Below are 22,376 nucleotides of genomic sequence, written 5' to 3' on the forward strand. Positions count from 1 at the left end.
TTCCGCTACGCCTTCCTGGTGTCCTTGCGGTACAGCCACGCGGCCGTACCGGCGAAGAGCACCAGGTAGACGACCAGGACGGCGATGTCCTTGGCGTGCGGGGCGTTGCCGAACTCGATGGTCTGGCCGAGGGCGGCGTAGGCGCGGCCCGGCAGGTAGCCGGCCAGCGTCCGGAGCCAGCCGGGGAAGGTCGTGAAGGGGATCCACAGGCCGCCGAGCATGGCCAGCACGAAGTAGCACAGCATGGACAGGGGCCGTGCGACGTCCGCGGTGGCGACGTAGCCGATGGCGACGCCGAGGGCGGCGAAGACCATGCTGCCGGCCCAGATGCTGACCAGGATCGCCGCCCACTGCCAGGCGTCGAGGCGTACGCCCTTCACCGCCGCGCCCAGCACCAGCACGATCACGATCGACGGCAGGCTGACGGTCGCGGCCGAGGCGATCTTCGCGGTGACGTAGCCGCGGCCGGGCAGCGCGGTGAGCCGCAGCTGCCGCACCCAGCCCTTCTCGCGCTCGCGGGCGATACGCTCCGCGTTGCCCATCAGGACGGCGGTCATCGCGCCGAAGGCGGCCATCGCCACCATGTAGTAGGCGACCAGGGTCAGGTCGGAGCCGCCGAGCTTCTTGTCCTTGCCGGCGCCGGCGGTGACGATCAGGAACAGCACGCCCGGGTAGAGCACCGAGAAGAACATGAACTTCCGGTTGCGCAATGTGCGCAGGATCTCCAGTTTGACCAGGGTGTTCATCGCTTGCCCGCCTTGTCGTCGCCGGTGCCCGCGGCGGTCTGCTCGCCGGCGGAGGCACCGGCTCCTTCGGTGAGGGCCAGGAAGGCCTGTTCGAGGCCGAGCCCGGCGACCTCCAGGTTGCGCGGGTACAGTCCGAGGCCGTAGACCGCGTGGGTCGTGGCGTCCGCGTCGTCGGAGCGGATGCGTACGGTCGGTCCTGTGACCTCCAGGCCCACCAGGTGCGGCAGCGCGCGCAGCGCGGCCTCGTCGATCGGGCCTTCGAGGTCGAAGGTGATCCGCCGGGCACCCGCCCTGGCCTTGATCTCCGCGGCGGTGCCGTCGGCGATCAGCCGGCCCCGGTTCATGACCAGGACGCGGTCGGCGACGGCGTCGGCCTCCTCCAGGTAGTGCGTGGCGAACAGCACGGTCCGCCCCTGGTCGACCTGGCCGCGCATCGTCGCCCAGAAGGCCTGCCGCGCGCCGACGTCCATCCCCACGGTCGGCTCGTCCAGCACGATCAGGTCGTTGGCCCCGGCCGTGGCGAGCGCGAACCGCACGCGCTGCTCCTGGCCGCCGGAGAGCTTGTCGACCAGCCGGGAGGCGAAGTCGGTGATGCCGGCGGCGGCCAGCACCTGGTCCACCGGGTAGGCCTTGGGGTGCAGATCGCACGCGAGCCCGACCAGCTCCCGTACGGTCACCTCCTCCATGAGCCCGCCGCTCTGCAGCATGGCCCCGACCTGCCCCGCGGCGATGGCCTGCGCGGGTGTCGCCCCGAAGACCCGTACCGACCCGCGGTCGGCGTTCTTCAGCCCGAGCAGCAGGTCGAGCGCGGTGGACTTCCCGGCGCCGTTCGGCCCGAGCAGTGCCACCGTCTCCCCGGGGTGCAGCTCAAGGCTCAGGCCGGCCACCGCGTGCACGGCACCGTAGCTCTTGTTCACATCGGTGAACGCCACGACGGGCACCCCGCTGTCCGCGGTCCGCCCCGTCGCCCCGTTCGTGGTCGCTGTCGCTGTCATGACACCAGCTTGGGGGCGACGGGGGTGTGGGGGGAGTGCCGGAGGTCCTGTGTTCCCCATGACAGATGTCATACGGGCCGCCGTACGCGCGGCTCACGCGCCGCACGGTGCGACAAGCGGCCGGGTGCGGTGATCGGCGCGAGAATGGGGAGGAGCGGGGGACGGGGGTGCTGGCTGAGGCGGGTGAGGTGTTGATGGCTGCCGCGCACGGCGAACCGGGCGGCGACCCGGCGGACGACGTACGGCTGCGCCTCCTCGAAGCCGCGGAAGGACTCGGCGTGGCGGGCCTGCTGCGGTTCGCGCTGCAGCAGGCCGTCGCCGCCCTCGGCGGCTTCGGCGGGCTCGCCCACCTGCGCGGCGCCGAGGAGGGCACGCTGAGCCTCGCGGCGGTGACGGGCCTGCCCGCGCTGCTGGCGGCCCGCTGGAACGACCTGCGGTACGACGCGTGCACGGCGCCGTCCGGCGCGGTGACGCACCTGGGCACGACATGGGACCCGCGGTGGCCCGCCGGGGACGGCCAGGGCGCGGTGGCAGGCGGTGCGCCCCAGGCCGGGTGGGTCATCGGCGGTTCCGCGCCGCCCGCGCCCGCCGGGGGCGCCGACCTGCCGGGGGGCGTCCTGGCCGCCCCGATCATGGTCAACGGGGAGTCCGTCGGCGCCCTCTCCGTCCTCACCGCCGCCGCCCCCGACGCCGGGCGGCAGCGCTTCCTCACCCGGCTGGCCGCCGTCGTCGGCACCCGGCTGCCGCGGGCGCGCCCCCGGCGTACCGGCACCACGCCCTGGTGGCAGGAGCCCAGCGGCACCCGGGAGGTCATGCAGCAGATCAGCGTCGGCACCTGGAGCTGGGACCTGGACACCGGGATGCTGGACATCGACGAGGTCACCGAGGGGCTGATCACCGCGGCCGGACTGGACGCCGCCACCTGGGACCACCGCATCGAGTCCTGGATGGCGCGTATCCACCCCGACGACCGGCCCGGCGTCCAGGACTCCATCGAGCACTCGCTGGCGACCGGGAGCCCTTATGCCGTCGAATACCGCGTCCTCAGCGCCGAGGGCACCGTCAGCTGGCTGGAACTGCGGGCCGGCTTCGAGTACGGCGACGACGGCCGGCCGGTGCGCATGGTGGGCACCGCCTGGGACGTCACCGACCGCCGCAGCCTGCGCGCCTGGCTCATCGGACTGCTCGAACAGCACCCGGACCCCATGCACGTGCTGACCGGCGAGGACCGTGTCGAATGGGCCAACCACGCGGCCCGCGCGCTCGGTGACGGCCGGGGCGCCGATATGGTCGGCAAGATCCCCTGGGAGAAGCAGCCGGAGCTCGCCGGCCACGGCATCCGCGAACTGCTGGCCAGGGCCAGGGCCGCGCCCGGGGCCCCGGTGACCACCGAGCTGACCTACGACGCGGAGCCCGGCGGGCGGATCGCCTCCTGGCGGGTGCGTGCCGTCGAGGTGGGCGGCTTCGTCGCCACCCAGATGGCCGACATATCCGAGCAGAAGGCCGCCGAGGCGGCCGAGGCGGAGCGCGGCCGCCGGATCAGCGAGCTGAACCAGGCACTGATCCGCGCGGTCGACACCCGGGACGTGGTCGCGGCGATCACCGAGCACCTCATCCCGCTGGTCGCGGCCCAGGGCCTGATCGTGCACGACCTCACAGGCCCGGCGCCCCGGCTGGTGGCCGCCACCGGTTACTCGGCGGAATTCCGCGCGGAGCTGGAGGCGCCCGGCTGGCCGCAGCGGCTCGCCGACGCCACCGACACCACGGCACCGCGGTTCTTCTCCTCCCTCGCCGAACTCGACAGGGACTCGCCCCGGCTCACACCGCTGGCCCGGCACGGCGGCAAGGGCGCCTGGGCCGTCCTGCCGCTGATCGTCGGCGACCGCAGGGTCGGCTCCTGCATCGTCAGCTGGCCGGCGGCGCGCGCGTTCGCCGAGCAGGAGAAGACGATGCTCGGCACCGTCGGCGTGATCATCGCCCAGGCGCTCGGCAAGGCCCAGCTCTACGAGGAGGCCAGGCGCCGCGCCGAACGCCTGCAGAAGGAACTGCTGCCCGGCGAGCTGCCCGACACCGTCGCCGTCAGCGGCGCCTCCCGCTACCGGCTCGCCGCCGGCGAGGAGGTCGGCGGCGACTGGTTCGACACCGTCCCGATGCCCGGCGGCCGTACGCTCGCCGTCATCGGCGACGTCAAGGGCCACGGCCTCGAACAGGCCATCGCCATGGGCATCATGCGGCACGCGGTGCTCACCGTGAGCGCGCTCGACCTGCCCGTCGACGAGATCATTGCCCACCTCAACGACGTCGCGGAACGCATCGGCCCAATCACCGCCACCGCCATGCTGGTCCTTTACGACGCCACCACCGGCGGCTGCCGGATCGCCAGCGCCGGCCACCCGCCGCCGATCCTGGTCAAGCCCGGCGGCAAGGCCCGCGAGGTCGACCTGCCCGCGGGGGAGCAGCTCGGGCAGACGCAGGTCCCGGCGCCCGTCATCGAGACGGTGCTGCCCGAGGACAGCGTCCTGCTCCTCTACAGCGACGGCCTGCTCAGCGGCGGCGTCAGCGCCGAGCCGCTCACCGACCTGCTCAGCCGCTACGCGGCCACCGCCCCGCTCCCCTCCGTCTGCGACCGCCGCGGCCCCTGGCTCGACACGCTCTGCGACACGATCACCGAGCAGCTTCCGCCCGACCCGCACCGGCAGGACGACGCGGTCCTGCTGGCACTGGCCATGGGCCGCGTCCCCGAGGACCGCATCGCGGCCTGGGACCTGCCGTGGGCGCCCGAATCGGCCGGGCGGGGCCGCGACCTGGCGGCCGCGAGCCTCGCCGGCTGGGGCCTCGCCGGCCTCACCGACACCGTCGCGCTGGTGGTGAGCGAACTCATCGGCAACGCGGTGCGGCACGCCGTCGGCATAGGCACGGACGTCGGCGACGGCGAAGCCGGCCTGCTGCGGCTGCGCCTGCTCCACCACCGCGACGGCGCCGTCACCTGCGAGGTCTACGACGGCTCCCAGGCCACCCCGCGGGTACGCCACCCGCTGCTGGACGACGAATTCGGCCGCGGCCTGCAACTCGTCGCCGTCACCGCCCGCAGATGGGGCACCCGCTACACCGAACGCGGCAAGTGCATCTGGGCGACCATCGCCGCGTGAGCCGCCCGGCGGGAGGTCGACCTGTTCGGCGGGTGCCGCGCCGGCCGCGGCACTCGTTGGTCCCGGCATGACGCACGAACCCATGCCCATCCCCGTCGCGGCGGCCCTGGAGGCCGCCGACGCCGGCGCCACCGAGGACTTCCTGGCCGCCTTCGCCGCCGACGGCGCGGTCGACGACTGGGGCCGCGAATTCCGCGGCCACGAAGCGATCCGCGGCTGGAGCGACGCCGAATTCATCGGCAAGCAGGTCCGGTTGCGCGTGACCGGGTGCCGCACCGAGGGCGACACGACCACGGTGAGCGCCCAGGTCGGCGGCAACGGCTACAACGGCCCCTCCGACTTCGCCTTCACCGTCCGCGGCGACCGGGTCACCCTCATGCGCATCACCGGCTGAGCGCCGCCGCCGCGGCCTGGGCGTAGGTGGACGCAGGCCTAAAGGGGCGCGGGGAACTGCGCGCCCCGCCGAAGAGGCGGGAAAGCAAGCCACGCACCGCAAGGGGCGATCACCTGGGCACGCGGGGAAAGGTGGCGACAGCCACCACCGCGTTGATCGAGGGCGCACCCCGCAGGGGGTCAGTTGAGGTGGGCTCGGGCGGCCCGCGCCCGGGAGCGGATCGTGGCCGCCGACTCGGGGTCGAACGCTCCGATCACCTCCGCGTAGGAGTCCATCTCCGCGGCCCCGCCGAGAAAATCCCCCATCGTGACGAGAAGCTGCGCCCGCTCGTAGCGCAACTTCGCGGGGTGGCGCGGGAGCAGGAGCGTGAGGTCGAGGGTCCACAGCTGGACGGGCCGGTGTTCGGGCCGGGGCGCGGCCCAGGCGCGGATGTTGTTGAGGATGCGCTGGACGACGTCCAGTGGGTCGGCCGGGGTGAAGACGTCACCGCCCGCCGCGAGCAGCTCCGCGTCGCCGCGGGACATGAGGCGGCCGGCGTCGAAGGGGTCGACCAGGACGTGCTCGCCCTCGGGGTCGCCGAGGCCGACGACGAAGTGGCCGGGGAGGGCGACGCCGTAGACGGGGGCGCCGGCGCGGCGGGCGACCTCGATCCAGACGACGGACAGCAGGATGGGCAGGCCGCGGCGCCGCCGCAGCACCTCCTGGAGCAGTGAGGAGGACAGGCGCTGGTAGTCCTTGGCGGTGCCGTGGAAGCCGTGGCCGACGCCCAGGACGCGGTGCAGGGCGGCGGCCCAGTCCATCGGGGTGACCAGGCCGTGCGGGAGCAGGCCGGCGAGCCGGTCGAGTTCGATCTGCGCGGTGTCGGCGGCGGAGCCGTCCAGCGCGGGGTCGGCGCGGGCGCCGACGAGCAGGCACAGTTCGGCCAGGTCGGGGCGTTCCTCGCGGGCCGCGGCGGCGAACCGCGCGGCGACGGGCTCGGGTTCGGGGTCGGGTGGCGGGGTCATGCCGCCGGTCGCCGGTAGTGGTAGCCGTGGTGGTCGCTGAAGCCGAGCCGGTCGTAGAGGGTGCGGGCGCCCTCGTTGTCGGCCTCGACCTGGAGGTACGCGGCGGTGGCGCCCTCGTGCGCGGCCCGCCGGGCGAGCGCGCCCATGACGGCGGTGGCCAGGCCGCGCCGCCGGTGCGACGGTATGACCTCGACCGCTCCGAAGAGCACCCAGGGCCCGTCGACCACGGCCCGCCCGATCGCGCCCGGCATGGTGGCGAACCAGACGGACGGCCCGCCGGTGAGGACTTCGAGCGCCGCGTCGGCCAGGTCCCCGGTGCGGTGGTAGGCGGCCAGCCATGCGGCGTCCGGCGTGCGGGTCAGCGTGGCGGGCCCGTCGGGGAGCCGGGTGAGCGGGGCCAGCGGCGCGGTCCTGACCAGCGTGTCGGCCTCCCGCAGCCACCCGCGTGCCGCGGCCTCGGCGGCGTAGGGGGAGGAGTCGGGCAGTTGCAAATACGGCGTCGCGCCGCGCTCGCCGTACCACCGCACGACCTCGGCCAGCGCCTCGTCCACGGGCATCGCGGGGTCGCCGCCGACCAGCACCGAGTTGGCCCGCCGGGTGAAGCCGCCGGCGTGCCGCAGCGTCCAGTCGCCGAGCGGGGCGGTCTCGGCGGCGGGCCACGCCCGGGCGGCGATCGCGTCCAGTTCCCGGTCCGTCACCGCGGGCACGGCGGCCGCGCGCCGCACCGGCGCGGGCGGGACGACCTTGCCCGCGACGAGGGCGGATTCCGCGATGCGGACGGTTTCGCCGGTCCTGCGCGTGATGTACACCACTCCCTCGTCCCAGGATGCGAGAACACCGACCGTATCGGTGAACGTCGGGCGCCCGTCAGTTACCTCGGCCAACTGCCGCACGGATACGCGTTTTCCCACGTCAGCGGGGGTGATCCGGAGTTCGAGTCGAGCGCCGGCCGAGAAATCCGCTGGCATGCGTGCCCCTCCTGTTCGGTTCGTGCCCAGGAACGGAGATACTAGGTGCGGGCATGGACGACGCCGCGCTCCCGCGCGAGATGAGCCCTATCGAGGAGGAACGACAGCGTGACCTACGTCATCGCGCAGCCTTGTGTCGACGTCAAGGACAAGGCGTGCATCGAAGAGTGCCCGGTCGACTGCATCTACGAGGGCTCCCGGTCCTTGTACATCCACCCGGACGAATGTGTCGACTGCGGCGCGTGTGAGCCGGTCTGCCCGGTGGAGGCCATCTTCTACGAGGACGACACCCCGGAGGAGTGGAAGGACTACTACAAGGCGAATGTCGAGTTCTTCGACGAGCTGGGTTCGCCCGGCGGCGCGTCCAAGCTCGGCCTGATCGAGCGCGACCACCCCTTCATCGCCGAGCTGTCCCCGCAGAACCAGTAACGCAAGCCGTACGCACCAGGTAAGCAGCAGAGCGCGCCCCGCCCAAGGCGTTCTCCGCCACGGCCCCGCCGGCCACGGCCCCGTACGCCGCAGCGCCGTACGGGGCCGTGGCGTACGGGCAGAGTGAGAGTGTGAGCACGTGAGTATTTCCGCCCGCCTGCCGGTCTTTCCCTGGGACCGCCTGGAGCCGTACAAGGCGGCGGCCGCCGCGTACCCCGACGGTGTCGTCGACCTGTCGGTGGGCACCCCGGTGGACCCGGTGCCCGAGGTTGTCAGGCAGGCGCTGACCGCCGCCGCGGACAGCCCCGGCTACCCGCTGACGTACGGCACCGCCGCCCTGCGGGAGGCCGCCGCGGCCTACCTGCGCACCTGGCACGGGGTCTCCGGCGCCGACCCGCGGCACGTGCTGCCGCTGATCGGCTCCAAGGAGCTGGTCGGCTGGCTGCCCACGCTGCTGGACCTGCGCGAGGGCGACCAGGTCGGCTACCCGCAGCTGGCCTACCCGACGTACGAGATCGGCGCGCTGATGGCCCGCGCGGAGCCGGTCACCTACGACGACCCGGTCGCCGAGCTGGACCCGGCGCGGGTGAAGCTGCTGTGGCTCAACAGCCCCTCCAACCCCACCGGGCGGGTGCTGGCCGCCGCCGAGCTGCGCCGGATCGTCGGGTGGGCGCGCGAGCACGGCATCCTCGTGGTGTCCGACGAGTGCTACATCGAGCTGGGCTGGGAGGGCGAGGAGCCGGTCTCGGTCCTGCACCCGGACGTGTGCGGCGGCAGCCACGAGGGGCTGGTGGCCGTGCACTCGCTGTCCAAGCGGTCCAACTTCGCCGGCTACCGCGGCGCCTTCCTCGCCGGCGACCCCGCGGTCGTCGCGGAACTGCTCGCCGTGCGCAAGCACGCCGGCATGATCGTGCCGCAGCCCGTCCAGGCCGCCATGGCCGCCGCCCTCGGCGACCGCGCCCACGCCGTCGAGCAGAAGCAGCGCTACGCCCGCCGCCGCACCGCCCTGCGCACCGCCCTGGAGGCGGCCGGCTTCCGCATCGAGCACAGCGAGGCCAGCCTCTACCTGTGGGCGACCCGCGGCGAGGGCTGCTGGGAGACGGTGGCCGACCTGGCCAAGCGCGGCATCCTCGTCGCCCCCGGCGAGTTCTACGGGCCCGCGGGCGCCGACTTCGTCCGCGTCGCCCTGACGGCGACCGACGAGCGCGTCGCGGCGGCGGTGGGCCGGCTCGCCGCCTGACGGCCGGACGTACGGAGGGGCCGGGAGCACCGCGCTCCCAGCCCCTCCGCATGTGTGTCAGCCCAGCGGAAGGGCCTTGAGGGGGAGTTGGTCGGTGGGGAGGGCGCCGGTGTTGGGCAGGGCGCCGGCGACCGGGAGGGACTCGGCGGTCGCGCCGACGATACGGCCGGCCGCGTCGGTGGCCTGTGCGGCGTTCTGCTGGGCCGCCGGGGTCGCGGTCCTGCCCGCGGTGCCGACGATACGGCCGGCCGCCGGGAGGGTGCTCCTGACGGCCTGGGTGCCGCTCCGGGTGGCGAGCCCGGCGGCGTTCTGCGACGTGCCGTCGACGGTGGAGCCCAGCTCGGCGCCCTCCAGGTTGGTGAGTCCGCCCACGGCCTGCTGGGGTGCGGCGGCGTGCGCGGCGCCCGCACCGATCAGGGGTGCGGCGGCGGCACCGAGCAGCACAGCGGCCTGGGCGATCCGGCGCGTGAGGGGGAGGGACATGGTGCTCCTTGCGGCGTGTGTCTTCATCGGGTCGGCAACAACGCCGTGACTATCGGCGGACGCGCCGGAAGGTTGCGGCCGCGCGAGGTAAAGACTGCGCAATGTGTCGCATAATAATGATCCGGCACATCGGATATAACGGACAGTTGATATGACCGGTGATCCCGCTGAAAAAACGTCACATCCTTGGTGGGCCAAGGAAATCGTGTCTCGGCGTCGGTACATTGCCGCGCCATTCGTCCATTGCCCCGGAATTCCCCGCCCGGGTGAGAACGCGCACTACTGCGCGACGGTGATCCGTACGAATCCGCCGCCGGCACCGTCGGCGCTGCCACCCGAGCCCGCGCCCTCGGCGGCCTTCCGCCAGCCGCTGCCGGAGTGCGCGGCCTGCCACCGCATGCCGGCGAAGGACACCGTCGAGACCTTCAGGTCGTGCGCGTGCGCCACCGACCACTGCGCCAGCTGCCAGCCCCGCCGCACCGTGTCCCCGGCGGTCCCGCCGCCCGGCGCCGCCGCCGCCACGCTCACCGTGCCGGCCGGCTCCCCGGCCGTCTTCGGCCGCGTCCGGGCGCCGAACTCCCGCTTCAGCTCGGTGGCCACCAGCGCCGGGTCACCGGGCGCGCCGCCCGCGCTGTCCGCCTTGTCCGCGCCGGTCGTACAGCTCAGCGCACCGGCCTTGCGGCCGACCAGCGCCGCCGACAGCATCGTGGCGTCCGCCTCGTGCTTGGCGTACGCCTGCGGGTAGCCGCTCCTTTGCACCTTCTGCGCGGCGACGGTCAGGGGGAGGCGGGAGTAGCCGTCGATCTTGACCAGCCGGTCGTAGAAGGCGTTCGTCGAGTACACCGGGTCCAGCACCTGCTGCCGGGTGCCCCAGCCCTGCGAGGGGCGCTGCTGGAACAGCCCCAGCGAGTCGCGGTCCCCGTGGTCGAGGTTGTCGAGCCGCGACTCCTGCAAGGCGGTCGCCAGCGCTATCGTGACGGCCCGCTCCGGCAGGCCGCGCGCCGCCGCCACGGCGGCGATGGTCGCGGCGTTCGCCGCCTCGGGCTGCGTCAGCTGGAGCGTGTCGTCGTCCGACCGGACCACGCAGCCGGCCGACAGGGGGGACTTCCCGCTCAGGTGATAGGCCACGTACGCGGCGACCGCGAGTACCAGCAGCGCGATCAGCACGCGGGCCGCGCGCCGGCGCGGACGGTTCCTTTCGCCCCCGGAAGAGGCGCCTGACGTGGGCACGGGCAGAGCGTACCGGCTCTCCCGGCTCCCCTCGCCCGCCCCCGATCCCCGCGCGCCGCCCTGGAAGGGGTGCCCCCCGGCCGCCCTCACCGTCGCGACCCGTCCCGCCTGGTCGCTCGGCTTCTCCCGAGCGCACCCGTCGGGCACGCCTGCCGGCCGCGCTCCGGCCGCGCCCGCCTCAGCCGGCGGCGGCGTCTTCGTCCCCCGCACCGCTCGTCTCCGGCGCCGGGCCGGCGGGCGCATCGCCCGGAGCGGACGATGCCTCGTGCGGCGAGGGCGGGGTGAGGTCCGGTGGCGGGGGCAGCGGGGAGGTCGAGGGAGCGGGCCGGTATCCGCCCCGCCGGGTGTCGGTGCGGCGCCGGGCGCGCGGCCGCGGCGGTGGATCACCCCGCCGGGTGACGTCGCGGTCGTCCCCGGGGTCGTCGTTCATATCCACATCACCTCGATGTACGCGATCTGGTCCCATCCGATGAGCACCCCGACACCCCGCATGAGCGGCTGCTGGTCGGGCCCCCGCAGCGGCAGTCCGGTGTCCGGGTGCAGCCAGGCGGTGTCCGAGAGGTACAGGTCCCTGTCGTGCCCGTAGCCGGCGGCGTAGGCACCGAGCCGGTCGTCCGGTGAGTGGTAGCTGCCGAAGATCCAGCCGCCGTCGCCGGGCCCGGTGTCCCTGGTCCTGATGCGCAGCCAGGCCTCGTCGCGGTTGGCGAAGACGTGGTCCCAGGCGCGGGGCGCGGGCGCGTACCCGGTCAGGAGCCGCGACCACCGCCGGTTCCGCCGGGTGGCCTCGCCGGCCAGCCGGCCGGCGACGGTGGGCACGGCCACGTACGCGAGCGTCCCGGGCCACAGCCACCAGGAGGCGTGGCCGGCGGCGAGCCGCCCGGAGACCACTTCCTCGCGGTAGAACCACCAGGAGGCCGGGGCCAGCACGGCGTGGAAGGCGGCCGAACTGCCGACAAAGCGGAGCGCCCGGTCGCTCGCCGACAGGCCCCAGCCGCTCAGCGCCCGCTCGTACTCCCAGGTGAAGAGCGCACCGGGGAGCACGAAGGCGAGCGCCACCGCCACTGCCCGGATGCTGTCGACCACCGGTCAGCTGCCCGTGTGGAAGAAGGCGGACCATGCCAGCGGCCCGGCGTCCTGGCGCTCGGCAGGCCAGGCCGCCTGCTCCCGCGGGCTCATCCCGGGGGGCGGCGCGAAGGCGGTGACCGTCGGCAGCGCGGCCTGCTTCTCGGCGTTCGTGGCGTCGCGGAACCACAGCTGCGCCCGGCGCAGCGCCTGTGTCACCGGCAGCCCGCCCCGCCGCCACAACTCGTAGAAGCGGGCCATGATCGCCAGCGTGGCCGCGCTGTCCACCTCCCACAGCGACGCGACGACCCCGGCCGCGCCGGCCTGCAGGACGGCCGTGGCCAGGCTGACCACCTCGTCCGGCAGGGCCGCCCCGACCACGCCCGTGCTGCAGGCCGACAAGGTGACCAGGCGGCTGCGCAGGCCGGTCATGGCCAGCAGGTCGCGCGTGGTGAGGCGCTGGTCGCCGGCCAGCAGCAGGCCGCCGTCGAGCGGGCGGGCCGGGTCGCAGTCGGCGTGGCAGGCGACGTGCAGTACCGTCGCGCCGGCCAGCAGCGCGGCGACGCGGTCCCGTGTCGCCGCCAGGTCGGCCAGCACCTCCGTCTCCGGCCCGGGGAACCAGCAGGCGACCGCGGCGACCTCGTCCCGGGCCTCGGGCAGCCGCGGCGCCCCGGTCGGGGCGGGATCGGCCACCGCCAAGAGGCGGAGCGCGTCGCCCGGAAGGTCCCGGCAGCGGTCCAGCGAGGCGCCCAGCGACCGCACGGTGGGCGCGTACCGCACCGCCGTCCGGTCCAGCACGTGGTGCCAGCCGGTGACGGCGCCGGGATCGGGCCGGCCGGCCGCGTGCAGCGGGAGCAGGGCCAGCTGCCCGCCGGGTATCAGGACGACCTCCCGGCAGTCCCCCAGCGCGTCGGCGACCGGGCCCATGACCCGCGTCCACAGTTCGTACGACAGGTCGTCGACGGCCTGCTCGTCGGGGACCTCGGCGGACGCCTCGCGCAGCCAGGCCGCCGCGGTCCGCTCCTCCCAGTCCCGGCTCAGCAGCGGCAGGTCCACCGCGGCCACCGCCGCCGGGTCCGCGGGGTCCATCAGCAGCGCCACGCCGCCCAGTTCGGTGGCGCACAGGAAGACGACCGGGCAGCCCAGCCGGCGGACCACGGCGGCGAGCGCCTCGAACGCCGGTGGCCGCAGGAAGTCGTGGAAACCGGGGAGGGCCCTGACCCGGTCGACCTGGGCCCGCCACTGCTCCCGGGCGTCCTCCAGCGTCCGCATGAGCCGCCCGGGGCGCCCCGGCTCCGGAGCGACGTCGCCGCCCGGGGCGGTGGACGACGCAAGGACGGCCCGCTCCGCGTCGGCCAGCCGCTCGGTGGCCTCCCGGTAGCACGCGAGCAGGGCGGGGTCGGCGAGCGCGTCGAGTTCGGCCGTGCCCCGTTCCAGCACCTCCGACAGCATCAGGGCCCGCCCGGCCTCCAGCAGGACCACCGCCTGCCGCAGGGCGTCCGGCTCCCCGGATCGGGACAGCGCGTACGCCCCCTGGGCGCCCGTCCCGGCGGCCGAGATGATCGACCGCTCCTTGTGCTCGCGCCCGAGCTGGGTGTCGACCAGACCGTGCAGGATCTCGACGATACGGCGGCCGGACTCCGCGACGCCGGCCGTGGCCCGCCGCCGGGCCGCGGCGGGGTCGGCGAAGACGACGTCGGAGAAAGAGGCCCCGGGGGCGGGCATTCCCGGAGCGGGCGGCCGGGCGGGTACGGCGGCGCCGGGCGCCAGGCCCGCGGCCACCCGCCAGGTCTGCCACTCCATACGGAGCCACACCTGGGCGATGTCGAAGGCGATGCCCGCCGAGCGGCCCTCCAGCGCGGTGAGCGCCTCGCGTAATCGGGTCCTGGCCGCCCGCAGCGCCTCGGCGTCCTCCGTCACGGACGCCATCACCACCTGCATGACGGCCAGTGTCGCCGCGACGCCGGCCGTGTCGGCGGAGTCGCGCCGGCCCGTCGTCTCCAGCAGGGACGTGGCCTCCGCCAGGTCCTGCGGCGACTGGTCCCGGATGAAGCGCGCGGTCAGCGCGTCGGCCAGCGAGGCGCGGGCGTTGGCGTCGAGCCGCGGGCTGTCGCCGGAGCCCGCGACCGCGCGGCGCAGGTGGGCGACGGCGTCGTCGAGGGCGGCGGAGTGCGCCGCCTGGTCGGTGTTGTGCAGGCTCAGCAGGCACTTGCCGAGCACCGCGCGAGCCGTGGGCGACGGCGAGTGCGCCACGCATTCCCGGGCCAGCCGCAGCGCGGTATCCAGGTGGGCCGACGCGGCGGCCGGGTCGGAGCGCAGGGCCTCCGCCTGGCTGTGGTGCAGGAAGGCGAGGTTCAGCAGGGTGTCGGGGCGGCGGCCGTCGTCCTGCGTGAGCGCGTCCAGGGCGGCCTGCTGCGCCGACAGGGCGCGCTCCAGGTCGTACAGACCGCCCGTGCTCTGGTACCGGTTGAAGGCCAGGGACGCCTCGGCGCCCAGCCGTGTGCCGCGGGACTGCCAGTCGCCGGTCTCCCGCGCGGCCCGGGGGTCCTCGGCGAGTGCCCTGGCCCGCCGCGCGTCGGCGGGGTCGCCCCGCCTGTTGTGCCGGGCGTCGAGGGCGGCTATCAGGTTGGCGCGTACGACCGCTGCCATGTTCGGCGCCAGAAGTCTCGCGGACGGTGTCGTCCGGCCGGGCGCGAGGTCCTCCAGGAGGGCGATCCCCTCGTCCAGGTCGGCGTCAGAGGCGCCGAAGTCGCGGTAGCAGTAGCACAGGGCGCATCCGAGGTTGGCCTGGTGGGTCGCGTACTCCGGCGTGCCGGACGGCTGTGTCCTGACCGCCTCGCGCAGGAAGGCGACCGCCTCGTCCAGCGGCCTTCTGCCGCCGCCGGCCGTGTGGTCGGCGAACGCGATGGCGCCGAGCAGCCCCTGGGTCTCCCCGTACGCCGGGGACCGGGGGTCGCGGTGCGCCCGGCCCGCCCGCAGTAGACGCCCGGCCTCGGCCCGGTCCGCGGCGGTGCCGGTCCTGAACAGCATCAGCGCCAGCTGGCGTGCGCCGATTTCCTGGTTTTCCCTGTCGGACGCCGGCACCTGGGCCAGCGCCTCGCGTGTCAGCGCGATCGCCCGGTCGAGGTCCGCGGGATCGCCGTGCTCCATGTGGCGCCGGTAGAGGCTCGCCACGAGGGCCATCAGCGCGTCGAGGCGCTCCCACCGGCCGGAGCTGCGGTCCAGCCGCGCCTGCGCGGAGCGCACGGCTCCCTCGATCCCCTCCGGCGGGTCGTACCATTCCGGCCGGTCCGGCCCGCTCATCGCGGATTCCGGGGCGGAAGCGGGGACAAGACGGGGGACGCCCCGCCGGCGGCCGCTCCGGGCGGCACCGTCGTCGTGCGCGAACTCATGCCGTCATGGTGGCAGTCGGGCCGACCGCCCTGCAGCCGAACGCGGGACGCGGGACGCGGGGCCCCCGCCACGAGGGGCAGGCGCTGCCCGAGTGCCGGGAGCGCCTAGAGTGCGCAGGTATGGGACGCGGACTCGACCTCAAGACAGATGTGGCCGCCCTGACGGCAGACCTCGTGGACGTACCGTCGGTGAGCCGCGAGGAGAAGCAGCTCGCCGACCTCGTGGAGCAGGCGCTGCGGGCGTACCCGCACCTGGCCGTGGACCGCGACGGTGACGCGGTGGTGGCCAGGACGCGTTTCGGCAGGGCCGAGCGCGTCGTGCTGGCGGGCCACATCGACACCGTCCCGATCGCGGACAACCTGCCCTCCCGGCTGGACGCCGACGGCGTGCTGTGGGGCTGCGGCACCAGCGACATGAAGGCGGGCGTCGCGGTGCAGCTGCGGCTGGCCGCGACCCTGGAGGACGCCAACCGCGACCTCACCTACGTCTTCTACGACGCCGAGGAGATCGCCGCCGAGTTCAACGGGTTGAAGCGGCTGGTCGAGCGGCACCCGGACTGGCTCGCAGGCGACTTCGCCGTGCTGATGGAGCCCACGGGCGGCCGGGTGGACGGCGGGTGCCAGGGGACGCTGCGGGTGCGGGTGGAGACGACCGGGCGCCGGGCGCACTCCGCGCGCAGCTGGCTGGGGGAGAACGCGATCCACAAGGCCGCCCCGATCCTGGCGCGGCTGGCCGCGTACGAGCCGCGACGGGTGGAGATCGACGGGCTGACGTATCCCGAGGGGCTGAACGCCGTCATGATCGAGGGTGGGCACGCCGGCAATGTGATCCCTGACACCTGCGCGGTCACCGTGAACTACCGTTTCTCGCCCGACCAGAGCGAAGCGGAGGCGCTGGACCGGGTCCGCGGCGTCTTCGAGGGCTTCGACGTGGTGCTCACCGACAGCGCTCCCGGGGCGCTGCCGGGGCTGTCGCACCCGGCGGCCGCCGCCTTCGTGGACGCCATCGGTACGGCCCCCGCGGCCAAGGAGGCCTGGACGGACGTCGCCCGCTTCTCCGCGCTGGGGATTCCCGCGGTCAACTACGGCCCTGGCGACCCGACGCTGGCGCACACCCGCGAGGAACATGTGGAGGTCGCGGCGATCCGCGAGGCGGAACGGAAGCTGACCGCCTGGCTCACCGGCTGACGCGGATCACCCGGCCGGCAGGCAACCGAACTGGGGTGCGCTCGGGTCCTTCCTCCCGGCATGGTTGATCGGATACGTCCGGTTCGGGGATGGGGGGAGCCAGGTCATGGGACTGACCAGTGGCTTGTTCGCCGCACTGCTCGTCGGGGTCGCGGTGGCCTCGGTGGCCGGCGCGGTGCTGCTGTGGCCGAGGGTGGGCGGGCCGCGCCCGCTGCGGCTGGCCCTGCGGGTCGGCATGATCGCGCTGTGCCAGTTCACCGCCATATTGGTCGTGATGGTGACGGTGAACAACGAGAACGGCTTCTACGCCTCGTGGGACGACCTGCTGGGCCATGCCAATTCCGGCGGCGCGAGCCGGTCCGCCGCCCAGGGCTCCCCGCCGGCGCCCGCCGTGCCGGACTACTCCGTGAAGTTCGCGTCGTATTCGCAGGGCTTCGAGCGGGCCACCGTCCACGGCTGGGACAGCGGCACGAAGGGCGACGTGATCGTCTGGCTGCCGCCGCAGTATGCCAAGCCGGAGTTCGCGCACACGCGCTTCCCGGTCATCGAGGTGCTGCACGGCATCCCCGGCACCCCGCACAGCTTCCTGCGCGGCATGCGGCTCGGCCGGATCATGCAGGACCAGATCAGCGCGGGCCGCGCGGAGCCCGCGATCCTGGTGCTGCCCACCATCACGCCCGACCGGGTCAACACCGGCTGCGCGGACATCCAGGGCCGGAGCAAGGTCGAGACCTGGCTCACCGACGACGTGGTCAAGACGATCTCGCACAGTTTCCGCACGCTGCCCGCACCCCGCGGCTGGGCGGTGATGGGCATATCGACCGGCGGCTACTGCGCGGCCCGGCTGGCGCTCGAACACCCCGAGACCTTCGCCGCGGGCGCCGCGCTGGCGCCCGACGACCCGTCGAAGGGGGCGCGCTCACCGCTGTGGCTGGCCCGCAACACGCATCCCGACACGCGGCTGCTGGTCGAGTCGAGCCTGCAGGACCGGGAGAGCCCGCCGAAGTTCGCCGACTGGATCACCGGCGCCGCGCAGGCGCCCACCGAGGTCAGCACCCTGGAGCTGAGCAACGGCGGGCACAACTGGAACACCTGGGGCCGGATGTTCCCCGACGCCTTCACCTGGGTCAGCGCCCGCCTCGAAGCGCCGCGGGCGGTGCCTTTGGCGTCGTCGGCGGCACCCTGATGCGTAGGCTGCCGATATGACAGAAGCACGAGGCGTCCCGGAAGACGCCCAGGAGGCCGCGGCGGCGGCGAACGCGGCGGCGGAGGAGCTGCCGTACGGCAAGGGCTGGCCGGAGCGGCACACCGGACCGGTCGTGCGGCGGCGCGGCCAGGTGCAGACCGGCACCACCGACCAGCGGCTGCTGGACAGCCACGGCCCGTCCGACTGGGTCCACGGCGACCCGTGGCGGGTCATGCGCATCCAGTCCGAATTCGTCGAGGGCTTCGGCGCGCTGGCCGAACTGGGCCCGGCGGTCAGCGTCTTCGGCTCCGCCCGCACCCCGGCCGACTCGCGCGAGTACGAGGCCGCCGTCCGTATCGGGCGGGCGCTGACCGAGGCCGGCTTCGCGGTGATCACCGGCGGCGGCCCGGGCGCCATGGAGGCCGCCAACAGGGGCGCGCTGGAGGCCGGCGGGGTGTCGGTGGGCCTCGGCATCGAGCTGCCCTTCGAGCAGGGCCTGAACCCCTACGTCGACATCGGTGTGAACTTCCGCTACTTCTTCGTCAGGAAGACGATGTTCGTGAAGTACGCCCGCGGCTTCGTCGTGCTGCCCGGCGGCTTCGGCACCCTGGACGAGCTGTTCGAGGCGCTGACCCTCGTCCAGACCAAGAAGGTCACCCGCTTCCCCATCGTGCTGTTCGGCAGCGACTACTGGGGCGGCCTGGTCCGGTGGATCCGCGGCAGCCTGGTCGCCGAGGGCAAGGCGTCGGCGGCCGACCTGGAGCTCTTCCACGTCACCGACGACGTGGACGAGGCGGTCGAGCGGGTCACCAAGGAAAGCGCCTGACGGCTCGCCCGGTCCGCCACACCGGTCCGCCACACCGGTCCGCTACGCCAGTCCGCGGCGCGCGACCGCGGGCGGGCGGTGGCCGGCGATGGAGGCGACCATGTCCAGCACCTGCCGGGTCTCGGCGACCTCGTGCACCCGGTAGACCTGGGCGCCCAGCCACGCCGAGACCGCCGTGGTCGCCAGCGTGCCGATCAGCCGCTCCTTGACCGGGCGGTCCAGCGTCTCGCCGACGAAGTCCTTGTTCGACAGCGACACCAGCACCGGCCACCCCGTCGCCGCCATCTCCGGCAGGCGGCGGGTAGCCTCCAGCGAATGCCGGGTGTTCTTCCCGAAGTCGTGCCCCGGATCGATCATGATCGCGTCCCTGCGCACCCCGAGGGCCGCCGCCCGCTCGGCGAGGCCGCAGGTCACCCTCAGGATGTCGGCCATCACGTCGTCGTAGCCGACCCGGTGCGGCCGGGTCCGCGGCTGCGCGCCGCCCGCGTGGGTGCAGACCAGGCCCACGTCGTGGCGGGCGGCGACCTCGGCGAGCCGGGGGTCGACCCCGCCCCACGCGTCGTTCAGCAGGTCCGCGCCCGCCGCGCACACCGCCTCGCCGACCTCGTGCCGCCAGGTGTCGACGCTGATCACCACGTCCGGGTGGCGGCGGCGCACCTCGCCGACGAAGGCGGCCGTCCGCCGGATCTCCTCGGCCGCGGACACCTCGGCGCCTGGACCCGCCTTCACCCCGCCGATGTCGATGATCGCGGCTCCCTCGGCGACCGCGAGCGCGACCCTCTCCAGAGCGGGTTCGTCGGTGAAGGTGGCGCCCTGGTCGTAGAACGAATCGGGCGTACGGTTCACGATCGCCATGATCACCGGCTCCCGTTCGCCGAATTCCCGGGTGCCCAGCCGAAGTGCCACTGCCGCTCCTCATCTCAGACTCATGCGATCGTGGCACGATCGTGCCTGACATGGACGGCCTGACAACCTTCGGCAGGCCCTGAGGCCGGACTCCGGGAGATCGACTTGTTCTGGTTCATGCTCATCGCGCTGGTCGCGGTGGTCGCCGCGGTGGCACTGGCCGTACTGGGCGAAGGCGGCCCGCTGCGGGACGCCGGCACCGACCGGCTGGACGACCGGCTGCCCGCCGACCGCCCGCTGATCCGCTCCGACATCGACGCGGTACGGCTGCCGACGGCGGTACGCGGCTACCGCATGCTCGACGTCGACGAGGTCCTCGACCGGCTCGGCGCGGAGCTGGCCGAGCGGGACGCGCGGATCGCCGAGCTGGAGTCGTCGCTCGCGGGCGTGCACGCGAACGGCTCGACGATGTCCCTGACCAAGCAGGAGGAGCCGCCGGGCACCTCCTTCGACGACCCGGGCCACGGGTCCGCGGGCGGCGCCGGTGAGTGAGCCGGGCGGTGTCGTGATCGGCGAGGACGGGCTCGCCCGCTGCCCGTGGGGCCTGTCCACGCCGGACTACGTCGCCTACCACGACCAGGAGTGGGGCCGGCCGGTCCACGGCGACGACGCGCTCTTCGAGCGGGTGTGCCTGGAGGCCTTCCAGTCCGGCCTGTCCTGGATCACGATCCTGCGCCGCCGGGAGACCTTCAGGGCGGCCTTCAAGGGCTTCGCGATCGACGCGGTGGCGTCCTTCACGGACGCCGACCGGGAGCGGCTGCTGGCCGATCCCGGGATCATCCGCAACCGCGCCAAGGTCGACGCGTCGATCGCCAACGCGGTGGCCGCGCGGGCCCTGCGGGACGAGGGCGGCGGCCTCGACGCCCTGATCTGGTCCTTCGCCCCCGACCCCGCGACCAGGCCGGCCCCCCGCACCACCGCCGACGTCGCGGCGACGACGCCGGAGTCCACGGCCCTGGCCAAGGCCCTCAGATCCCACGGCTTCCGCTTCGTCGGCCCCACCACGGCCCACGCCCTGATGCAGGCCTGCGGACTGGTCAACGACCACCTGGCGGCCTGCTCGGCCCGCTGAGGCACGCCGGGCTTGCCCCCGTGGTCAGCGCGCCACGAATACGGCGGGGCGCTTGGCCAGGAAGGCGGCAACCGCCTCGCGGTGGTCGGCGGAGGCACCGGCCGCTGTCTGGAGCTCCGCCTCCCGCTCCAGCGCCTCCGGCAGGGAGCGGGTCGCGGAGTGGGCGAGGGCCGCCTTGATCGAGGCGTAGGCGACCGTCGGCCCGGCGGCCAGCCGGCGGGCCACGGCGAGCGCCTCGGCCGGCAGGTCGGCGGCCGGCACGACCCGGTTCGCGATACCGAGGTCGGCCGCCTCGGCGGCCGGCACCGCCCGCGGGAAGAGCAGCAGGTCCGAGGCCCGCGAGAGCCCGACGAGCCGGGGGAGGGTCCAGGAGACCCCCGAGTCCGCGGACAGGGCCACACCCGCGAAGGACGTGTTGAAGGACGCGGTGTCCGCGACCACCCGGAAGTCCGCGGCGAAGGCGAAGCCGGCACCGGCGCCCGCGGCGACCCCGTTCACCCCGGCGACCACCGGCTTCGGCATCGTCGCGATGGCCAGCGTGATGGGGTTGTAGTGCTCGGCGACCGTGGTCATGCCGCCGCCCGCCTCCAGGATCGCCACATGCTCCTTGAGGTCCTGCCCGACGCAGAAGGCCCGCCCCCTGCCGGTCAGCAGCACCGCCCTGACCGCCTCGTCGGCCCCCGCCACCCGCAGGGCGTCCCGCAGTGCCGCCTTGGTGGCGGTGTCGAGCGCGTTCATCGCCTCCGGGCGGTTGAGGGTGACGGTGGCGAGCCCGTCGGACACCTCGTACAGCACGCTGTCGGCCATGGCGGTAACCCCTTCGTCGCGGCAACGGTCCTGGCCAGAATGCCGGACCCGCGGACCGGAGGTCATGTGACCTACGTCAAGTGTTTTCGCGCGCCGCCGAAGGGCCGGTGCCGGGCACCGCACGGCCCTGGCGTCGAATTGACAGGTTTTGCGGATGTCGATTGTGGAACGGAGTGCCACCGCTGTTGGTCATCGGGCAGCCGGATGCGGGATAATGGCCGAGAACCAATGTGTTCGAGTCCGAGCTGGTTTCAGGAAGGGGAACGAGCATGGCGGCCATGAAGCCGCGGACGGGTGACGGCCCGCTCGAGGTGACCAAGGAGGGGCGGAGCATTATTATGCGCGTTCCGCTTGAGGGCGGCGGGCGGCTTGTTGTCGAGCTGACCCCGGACGAGGCGGATGCCCTCGGCGATGCGCTGAAGAAGGCCATCGTCTGAGACCAGCGGTCCCCTGACATCGTCGCGGCCACGTACACACCGTGCGTGGCCGCGCCCCTTTCTGTGCCGCCGGTTTCTGTGCCGCCGGCTCGCCTCCGGGCGCTTCCGGCCCGCCCTCTGGCTCGCCGGCTACCGGGTACCGGCTACTAGGGCGGGCTACGGCCGCCGGACCGCGCACAGCAGCCCGTCGTCGGTGGGGAGCAGCACCGGGGAGAGCCGGGCGCTGTCGCGGACGGCCCGCAGCAGTTCGCGCAGGGTCTGGGACTCGGGGTCCTGGTGGTTGGCGTCCAGGGCCCGGCCCTGCGCGAAGGCGCCCTCGAAGCAGACGACCCCGCCGGGGCGCAGCAGGCGCAGCGACTCGTCCAGGTAGTCCAGGTACTCGAGCCGGTCGCCGTCGCAGAAGACCAGGTCGTAGGCGCCGTCGGTGAGGCGGGGCAGCACGTCGAGCGCGGCGCCGGGGATGAAGCGGGAGCGGTTCGCGGCGAAGCCGGCCTCGCGGTAGGCCTCACGGGCCAGCTGCTGCCGGTCCGGCTCGGTGTCGACGGTGGTCAGCACCCCGTCGATGCGCATCCCGCGCATCAGGTGGATGCCGGAGACGCCGGTGCCGGTGCCGATCTCGACCACGTGTTTCGCGTTGCCCGCGGCAGTGAGCAGCCGCAGCGCCGCACCGGTGCCGGGCGAGACGGGCCGCAGGCCCGACGCGTGCGAGCGGGCCCTGGCGCGTATGAGGGCGTCGTCCTCGGCGACGAAAGCGTCGGCGAACGCCCAGCTCGCCTGCCGGTTGCCGGTAATGGCCCTCTCCTCGTAGCCGACTGTGCCCGATGACCGTCCGTTGACCGTGTGCGGCCCCGCCCGGGCGACT

Annotated in this window: 21 protein-coding genes; 10 read left to right on the forward strand and 11 right to left on the reverse strand. The window is 74.1% G+C overall.

Going from position 1 to position 22,376, the window contains the following annotated elements; all coding sequences use genetic code 11:
- Positions 1 to 5 precede the first annotated feature (5 nt).
- Complete coding sequence (locus BUE44_RS02260) at positions 6 to 746, reverse strand: ABC transporter permease (RefSeq protein WP_073493018.1); 741 nt, start codon at positions 744 to 746, stop codon at positions 6 to 8.
- Positions 743 to 1,741 (reverse strand): ABC transporter ATP-binding protein, encoded by a 999-nt coding sequence (locus BUE44_RS02265; protein WP_073493019.1) that lies wholly within the window; start codon positions 1,739 to 1,741, stop codon positions 743 to 745. The genes BUE44_RS02260 and BUE44_RS02265 overlap by 4 nt, the downstream gene beginning before the upstream one ends.
- Before the next feature lie 194 nt (positions 1,742 to 1,935).
- Between BUE44_RS02265 and BUE44_RS02275 the strand changes: the two genes are divergently transcribed.
- Both BUE44_RS02275 and BUE44_RS02280 read left to right on the forward strand, forming a co-directional pair.
- Positions 1,936 to 4,890, forward strand: a complete 2,955-nt coding sequence (locus BUE44_RS02275; protein ID WP_143172458.1) for a SpoIIE family protein phosphatase — start codon at positions 1,936 to 1,938, stop codon at positions 4,888 to 4,890.
- 67 nt (positions 4,891 to 4,957) lie between these two features.
- Entirely contained in the window at positions 4,958 to 5,284 is a 327-nt protein-coding gene (locus BUE44_RS02280; protein ID WP_073493024.1) for a nuclear transport factor 2 family protein, read from the forward strand.
- Between the two features lie 179 nt (positions 5,285 to 5,463).
- On the opposite strand, the gene BUE44_RS02285 is transcribed toward BUE44_RS02280, so the two are convergent.
- Both BUE44_RS02285 and BUE44_RS02290 read right to left on the reverse strand, forming a co-directional pair.
- Positions 5,464 to 6,288, reverse strand: a complete 825-nt coding sequence (locus BUE44_RS02285; protein WP_073493026.1) for a transglutaminase-like domain-containing protein — start codon at positions 6,286 to 6,288, stop codon at positions 5,464 to 5,466.
- Positions 6,285 to 7,256, reverse strand: a complete 972-nt coding sequence (locus tag BUE44_RS02290; protein WP_073493028.1) for a GNAT family N-acetyltransferase — start codon at positions 7,254 to 7,256, stop codon at positions 6,285 to 6,287. Before BUE44_RS02290 ends, BUE44_RS02285 begins: the two co-directional genes overlap by 4 nt.
- Positions 7,257 to 7,364: 108 nt before the next feature.
- Between BUE44_RS02290 and fdxA the strand changes: the two genes are divergently transcribed.
- Positions 7,365 to 7,685: a ferredoxin gene (gene fdxA, locus BUE44_RS02295; RefSeq protein ID WP_073493029.1), complete on the forward strand. Its 321-nt coding sequence runs from the start codon at positions 7,365 to 7,367 to the stop codon at positions 7,683 to 7,685.
- 139 nt (positions 7,686 to 7,824) lie between these two features.
- Positions 7,825 to 8,925: a succinyldiaminopimelate transaminase gene (gene dapC, locus BUE44_RS02300; protein WP_073493031.1), complete on the forward strand. Its 1,101-nt coding sequence runs from the start codon at positions 7,825 to 7,827 to the stop codon at positions 8,923 to 8,925.
- Positions 8,926 to 8,982: 57 nt separating this feature from the next.
- On the opposite strand, the gene BUE44_RS02305 is transcribed toward dapC, so the two are convergent.
- The 4 genes from BUE44_RS02305 to BUE44_RS02325 all read right to left on the reverse strand — a co-directional run bounded on the left by BUE44_RS02305 (position 8,983) and on the right by BUE44_RS02325 (position 15,003).
- The gene (locus BUE44_RS02305; RefSeq protein ID WP_073493033.1) at positions 8,983 to 9,408 is read right to left on the reverse strand and encodes a hypothetical protein; all 426 of its coding nucleotides are present in this window, start codon (positions 9,406 to 9,408) and stop codon (positions 8,983 to 8,985) included.
- Positions 9,409 to 9,687: 279 nt separating this feature from the next.
- Positions 9,688 to 10,644 (reverse strand): hypothetical protein, encoded by a 957-nt coding sequence (locus BUE44_RS02310; protein WP_073493423.1) that lies wholly within the window; start codon positions 10,642 to 10,644, stop codon positions 9,688 to 9,690.
- Between the two features lie 420 nt (positions 10,645 to 11,064).
- Positions 11,065 to 11,721 carry a DUF6338 family protein gene (locus BUE44_RS02320; protein WP_073493036.1) on the reverse strand — a complete coding sequence of 219 codons (657 nt, stop codon included), beginning with the start codon at positions 11,719 to 11,721 and terminating at the stop codon, positions 11,065 to 11,067.
- Between the two features lie 3 nt (positions 11,722 to 11,724).
- Entirely contained in the window at positions 11,725 to 15,003 is a 3,279-nt protein-coding gene (locus BUE44_RS02325; RefSeq protein ID WP_073493037.1) for a CHAT domain-containing protein, read from the reverse strand.
- 209 nt (positions 15,004 to 15,212) lie between these two features.
- Here BUE44_RS02325 and dapE point away from each other — a divergent pair, with 209 nt between their 5' ends.
- The 3 genes from dapE to BUE44_RS02340 all read left to right on the forward strand — a co-directional run bounded on the left by dapE (position 15,213) and on the right by BUE44_RS02340 (position 18,292).
- Complete coding sequence (gene dapE / locus BUE44_RS02330) at positions 15,213 to 16,280, forward strand: succinyl-diaminopimelate desuccinylase (RefSeq protein ID WP_073493039.1); 1,068 nt, start codon at positions 15,213 to 15,215, stop codon at positions 16,278 to 16,280.
- A gap of 106 nt (positions 16,281 to 16,386) precedes the next feature.
- The gene (locus BUE44_RS02335) at positions 16,387 to 17,466 is read left to right on the forward strand and encodes an alpha/beta hydrolase (RefSeq protein WP_073493040.1); all 1,080 of its coding nucleotides are present in this window, start codon (positions 16,387 to 16,389) and stop codon (positions 17,464 to 17,466) included.
- A gap of 16 nt (positions 17,467 to 17,482) precedes the next feature.
- Positions 17,483 to 18,292: an LOG family protein gene (locus tag BUE44_RS02340; protein ID WP_079189404.1), complete on the forward strand. Its 810-nt coding sequence runs from the start codon at positions 17,483 to 17,485 to the stop codon at positions 18,290 to 18,292.
- 42 nt (positions 18,293 to 18,334) lie between these two features.
- On the opposite strand, the gene folP is transcribed toward BUE44_RS02340, so the two are convergent.
- Positions 18,335 to 19,147 carry a dihydropteroate synthase gene (gene folP, locus BUE44_RS02345; protein ID WP_073493427.1) on the reverse strand — a complete coding sequence of 271 codons (813 nt, stop codon included), beginning with the start codon at positions 19,145 to 19,147 and terminating at the stop codon, positions 18,335 to 18,337.
- Between the two features lie 156 nt (positions 19,148 to 19,303).
- Here folP and BUE44_RS02350 point away from each other — a divergent pair, with 156 nt between their 5' ends.
- Positions 19,304 to 19,690, forward strand: coding sequence for a DivIVA domain-containing protein (locus BUE44_RS02350; protein WP_079189405.1), 387 nt, complete (start codon positions 19,304 to 19,306; stop codon positions 19,688 to 19,690).
- Positions 19,683 to 20,270 carry a DNA-3-methyladenine glycosylase I gene (locus BUE44_RS02355; RefSeq protein WP_073493042.1) on the forward strand — a complete coding sequence of 196 codons (588 nt, stop codon included), beginning with the start codon at positions 19,683 to 19,685 and terminating at the stop codon, positions 20,268 to 20,270. The genes BUE44_RS02350 and BUE44_RS02355 overlap by 8 nt, the downstream gene beginning before the upstream one ends.
- 24 nt (positions 20,271 to 20,294) lie before the next feature.
- Here BUE44_RS02355 and BUE44_RS02360 read toward each other — a convergent pair whose 3' ends face one another.
- The gene (locus tag BUE44_RS02360) at positions 20,295 to 21,077 is read right to left on the reverse strand and encodes an enoyl-CoA hydratase/isomerase family protein (RefSeq protein WP_073493044.1); all 783 of its coding nucleotides are present in this window, start codon (positions 21,075 to 21,077) and stop codon (positions 20,295 to 20,297) included.
- Between the two features lie 269 nt (positions 21,078 to 21,346).
- Between BUE44_RS02360 and BUE44_RS02365 the strand changes: the two genes are divergently transcribed.
- Positions 21,347 to 21,514, forward strand: coding sequence for a DUF3117 domain-containing protein (locus tag BUE44_RS02365; protein WP_073493047.1), 168 nt, complete (start codon positions 21,347 to 21,349; stop codon positions 21,512 to 21,514).
- Between the two features lie 156 nt (positions 21,515 to 21,670).
- On the opposite strand, the gene BUE44_RS02370 is transcribed toward BUE44_RS02365, so the two are convergent.
- On the reverse strand, positions 21,671 to 22,306 hold the full coding sequence (locus BUE44_RS02370) for an O-methyltransferase (RefSeq protein WP_073493429.1): 636 nt from the start codon (positions 22,304 to 22,306) through the stop codon (positions 21,671 to 21,673).
- Positions 22,307 to 22,376: the final 70 nt, after the last annotated feature.

This window comes from Actinacidiphila paucisporea, assembly GCF_900142575.1.
Taxonomy (GTDB): Bacteria; Actinomycetota; Actinomycetes; order Streptomycetales; family Streptomycetaceae; genus Actinacidiphila; species Actinacidiphila paucisporea.

What these genes read in the sequence shown, in the direction of transcription:
- BUE44_RS02260 (WP_073493018.1), bottom strand. Translation starts at nt 746, where the DNA reads ATGAACACCCTGGTCAAACTGGAGATCCTGCGCACATTGCGCAACCGG.
- BUE44_RS02265 (WP_073493019.1), bottom strand. Translation starts at nt 1,741, where the DNA reads ATGACAGCGACAGCGACCACGAACGGGGCGACGGGGCGGACCGCGGAC.
- BUE44_RS02275 (WP_143172458.1), top strand. Translation starts at nt 1,936, where the DNA reads ATGGCTGCCGCGCACGGCGAACCGGGCGGCGACCCGGCGGACGACGTA.
- BUE44_RS02280 (WP_073493024.1), top strand. Translation starts at nt 4,958, where the DNA reads ATGACGCACGAACCCATGCCCATCCCCGTCGCGGCGGCCCTGGAGGCC.
- BUE44_RS02285 (WP_073493026.1), bottom strand. Translation starts at nt 6,288, where the DNA reads ATGACCCCGCCACCCGACCCCGAACCCGAGCCCGTCGCCGCGCGGTTC.
- BUE44_RS02290 (WP_073493028.1), bottom strand. Translation starts at nt 7,256, where the DNA reads ATGCCAGCGGATTTCTCGGCCGGCGCTCGACTCGAACTCCGGATCACC.
- BUE44_RS02305 (WP_073493033.1), bottom strand. Translation starts at nt 9,408, where the DNA reads ATGTCCCTCCCCCTCACGCGCCGGATCGCCCAGGCCGCTGTGCTGCTC.
- BUE44_RS02325 (WP_073493037.1), bottom strand. Translation starts at nt 15,003, where the DNA reads ATGAGCGGGCCGGACCGGCCGGAATGGTACGACCCGCCGGAGGGGATC.
- dapE (WP_073493039.1), top strand. Translation starts at nt 15,213, where the DNA reads ATGGGACGCGGACTCGACCTCAAGACAGATGTGGCCGCCCTGACGGCA.
- BUE44_RS02335 (WP_073493040.1), top strand. Translation starts at nt 16,387, where the DNA reads ATGGGACTGACCAGTGGCTTGTTCGCCGCACTGCTCGTCGGGGTCGCG.
- BUE44_RS02340 (WP_079189404.1), top strand. Translation starts at nt 17,483, where the DNA reads ATGACAGAAGCACGAGGCGTCCCGGAAGACGCCCAGGAGGCCGCGGCG.
- folP (WP_073493427.1), bottom strand. Translation starts at nt 19,147, where the DNA reads ATGGCGATCGTGAACCGTACGCCCGATTCGTTCTACGACCAGGGCGCC.
- BUE44_RS02360 (WP_073493044.1), bottom strand. Translation starts at nt 21,077, where the DNA reads ATGGCCGACAGCGTGCTGTACGAGGTGTCCGACGGGCTCGCCACCGTC.
- BUE44_RS02365 (WP_073493047.1), top strand. Translation starts at nt 21,347, where the DNA reads ATGGCGGCCATGAAGCCGCGGACGGGTGACGGCCCGCTCGAGGTGACC.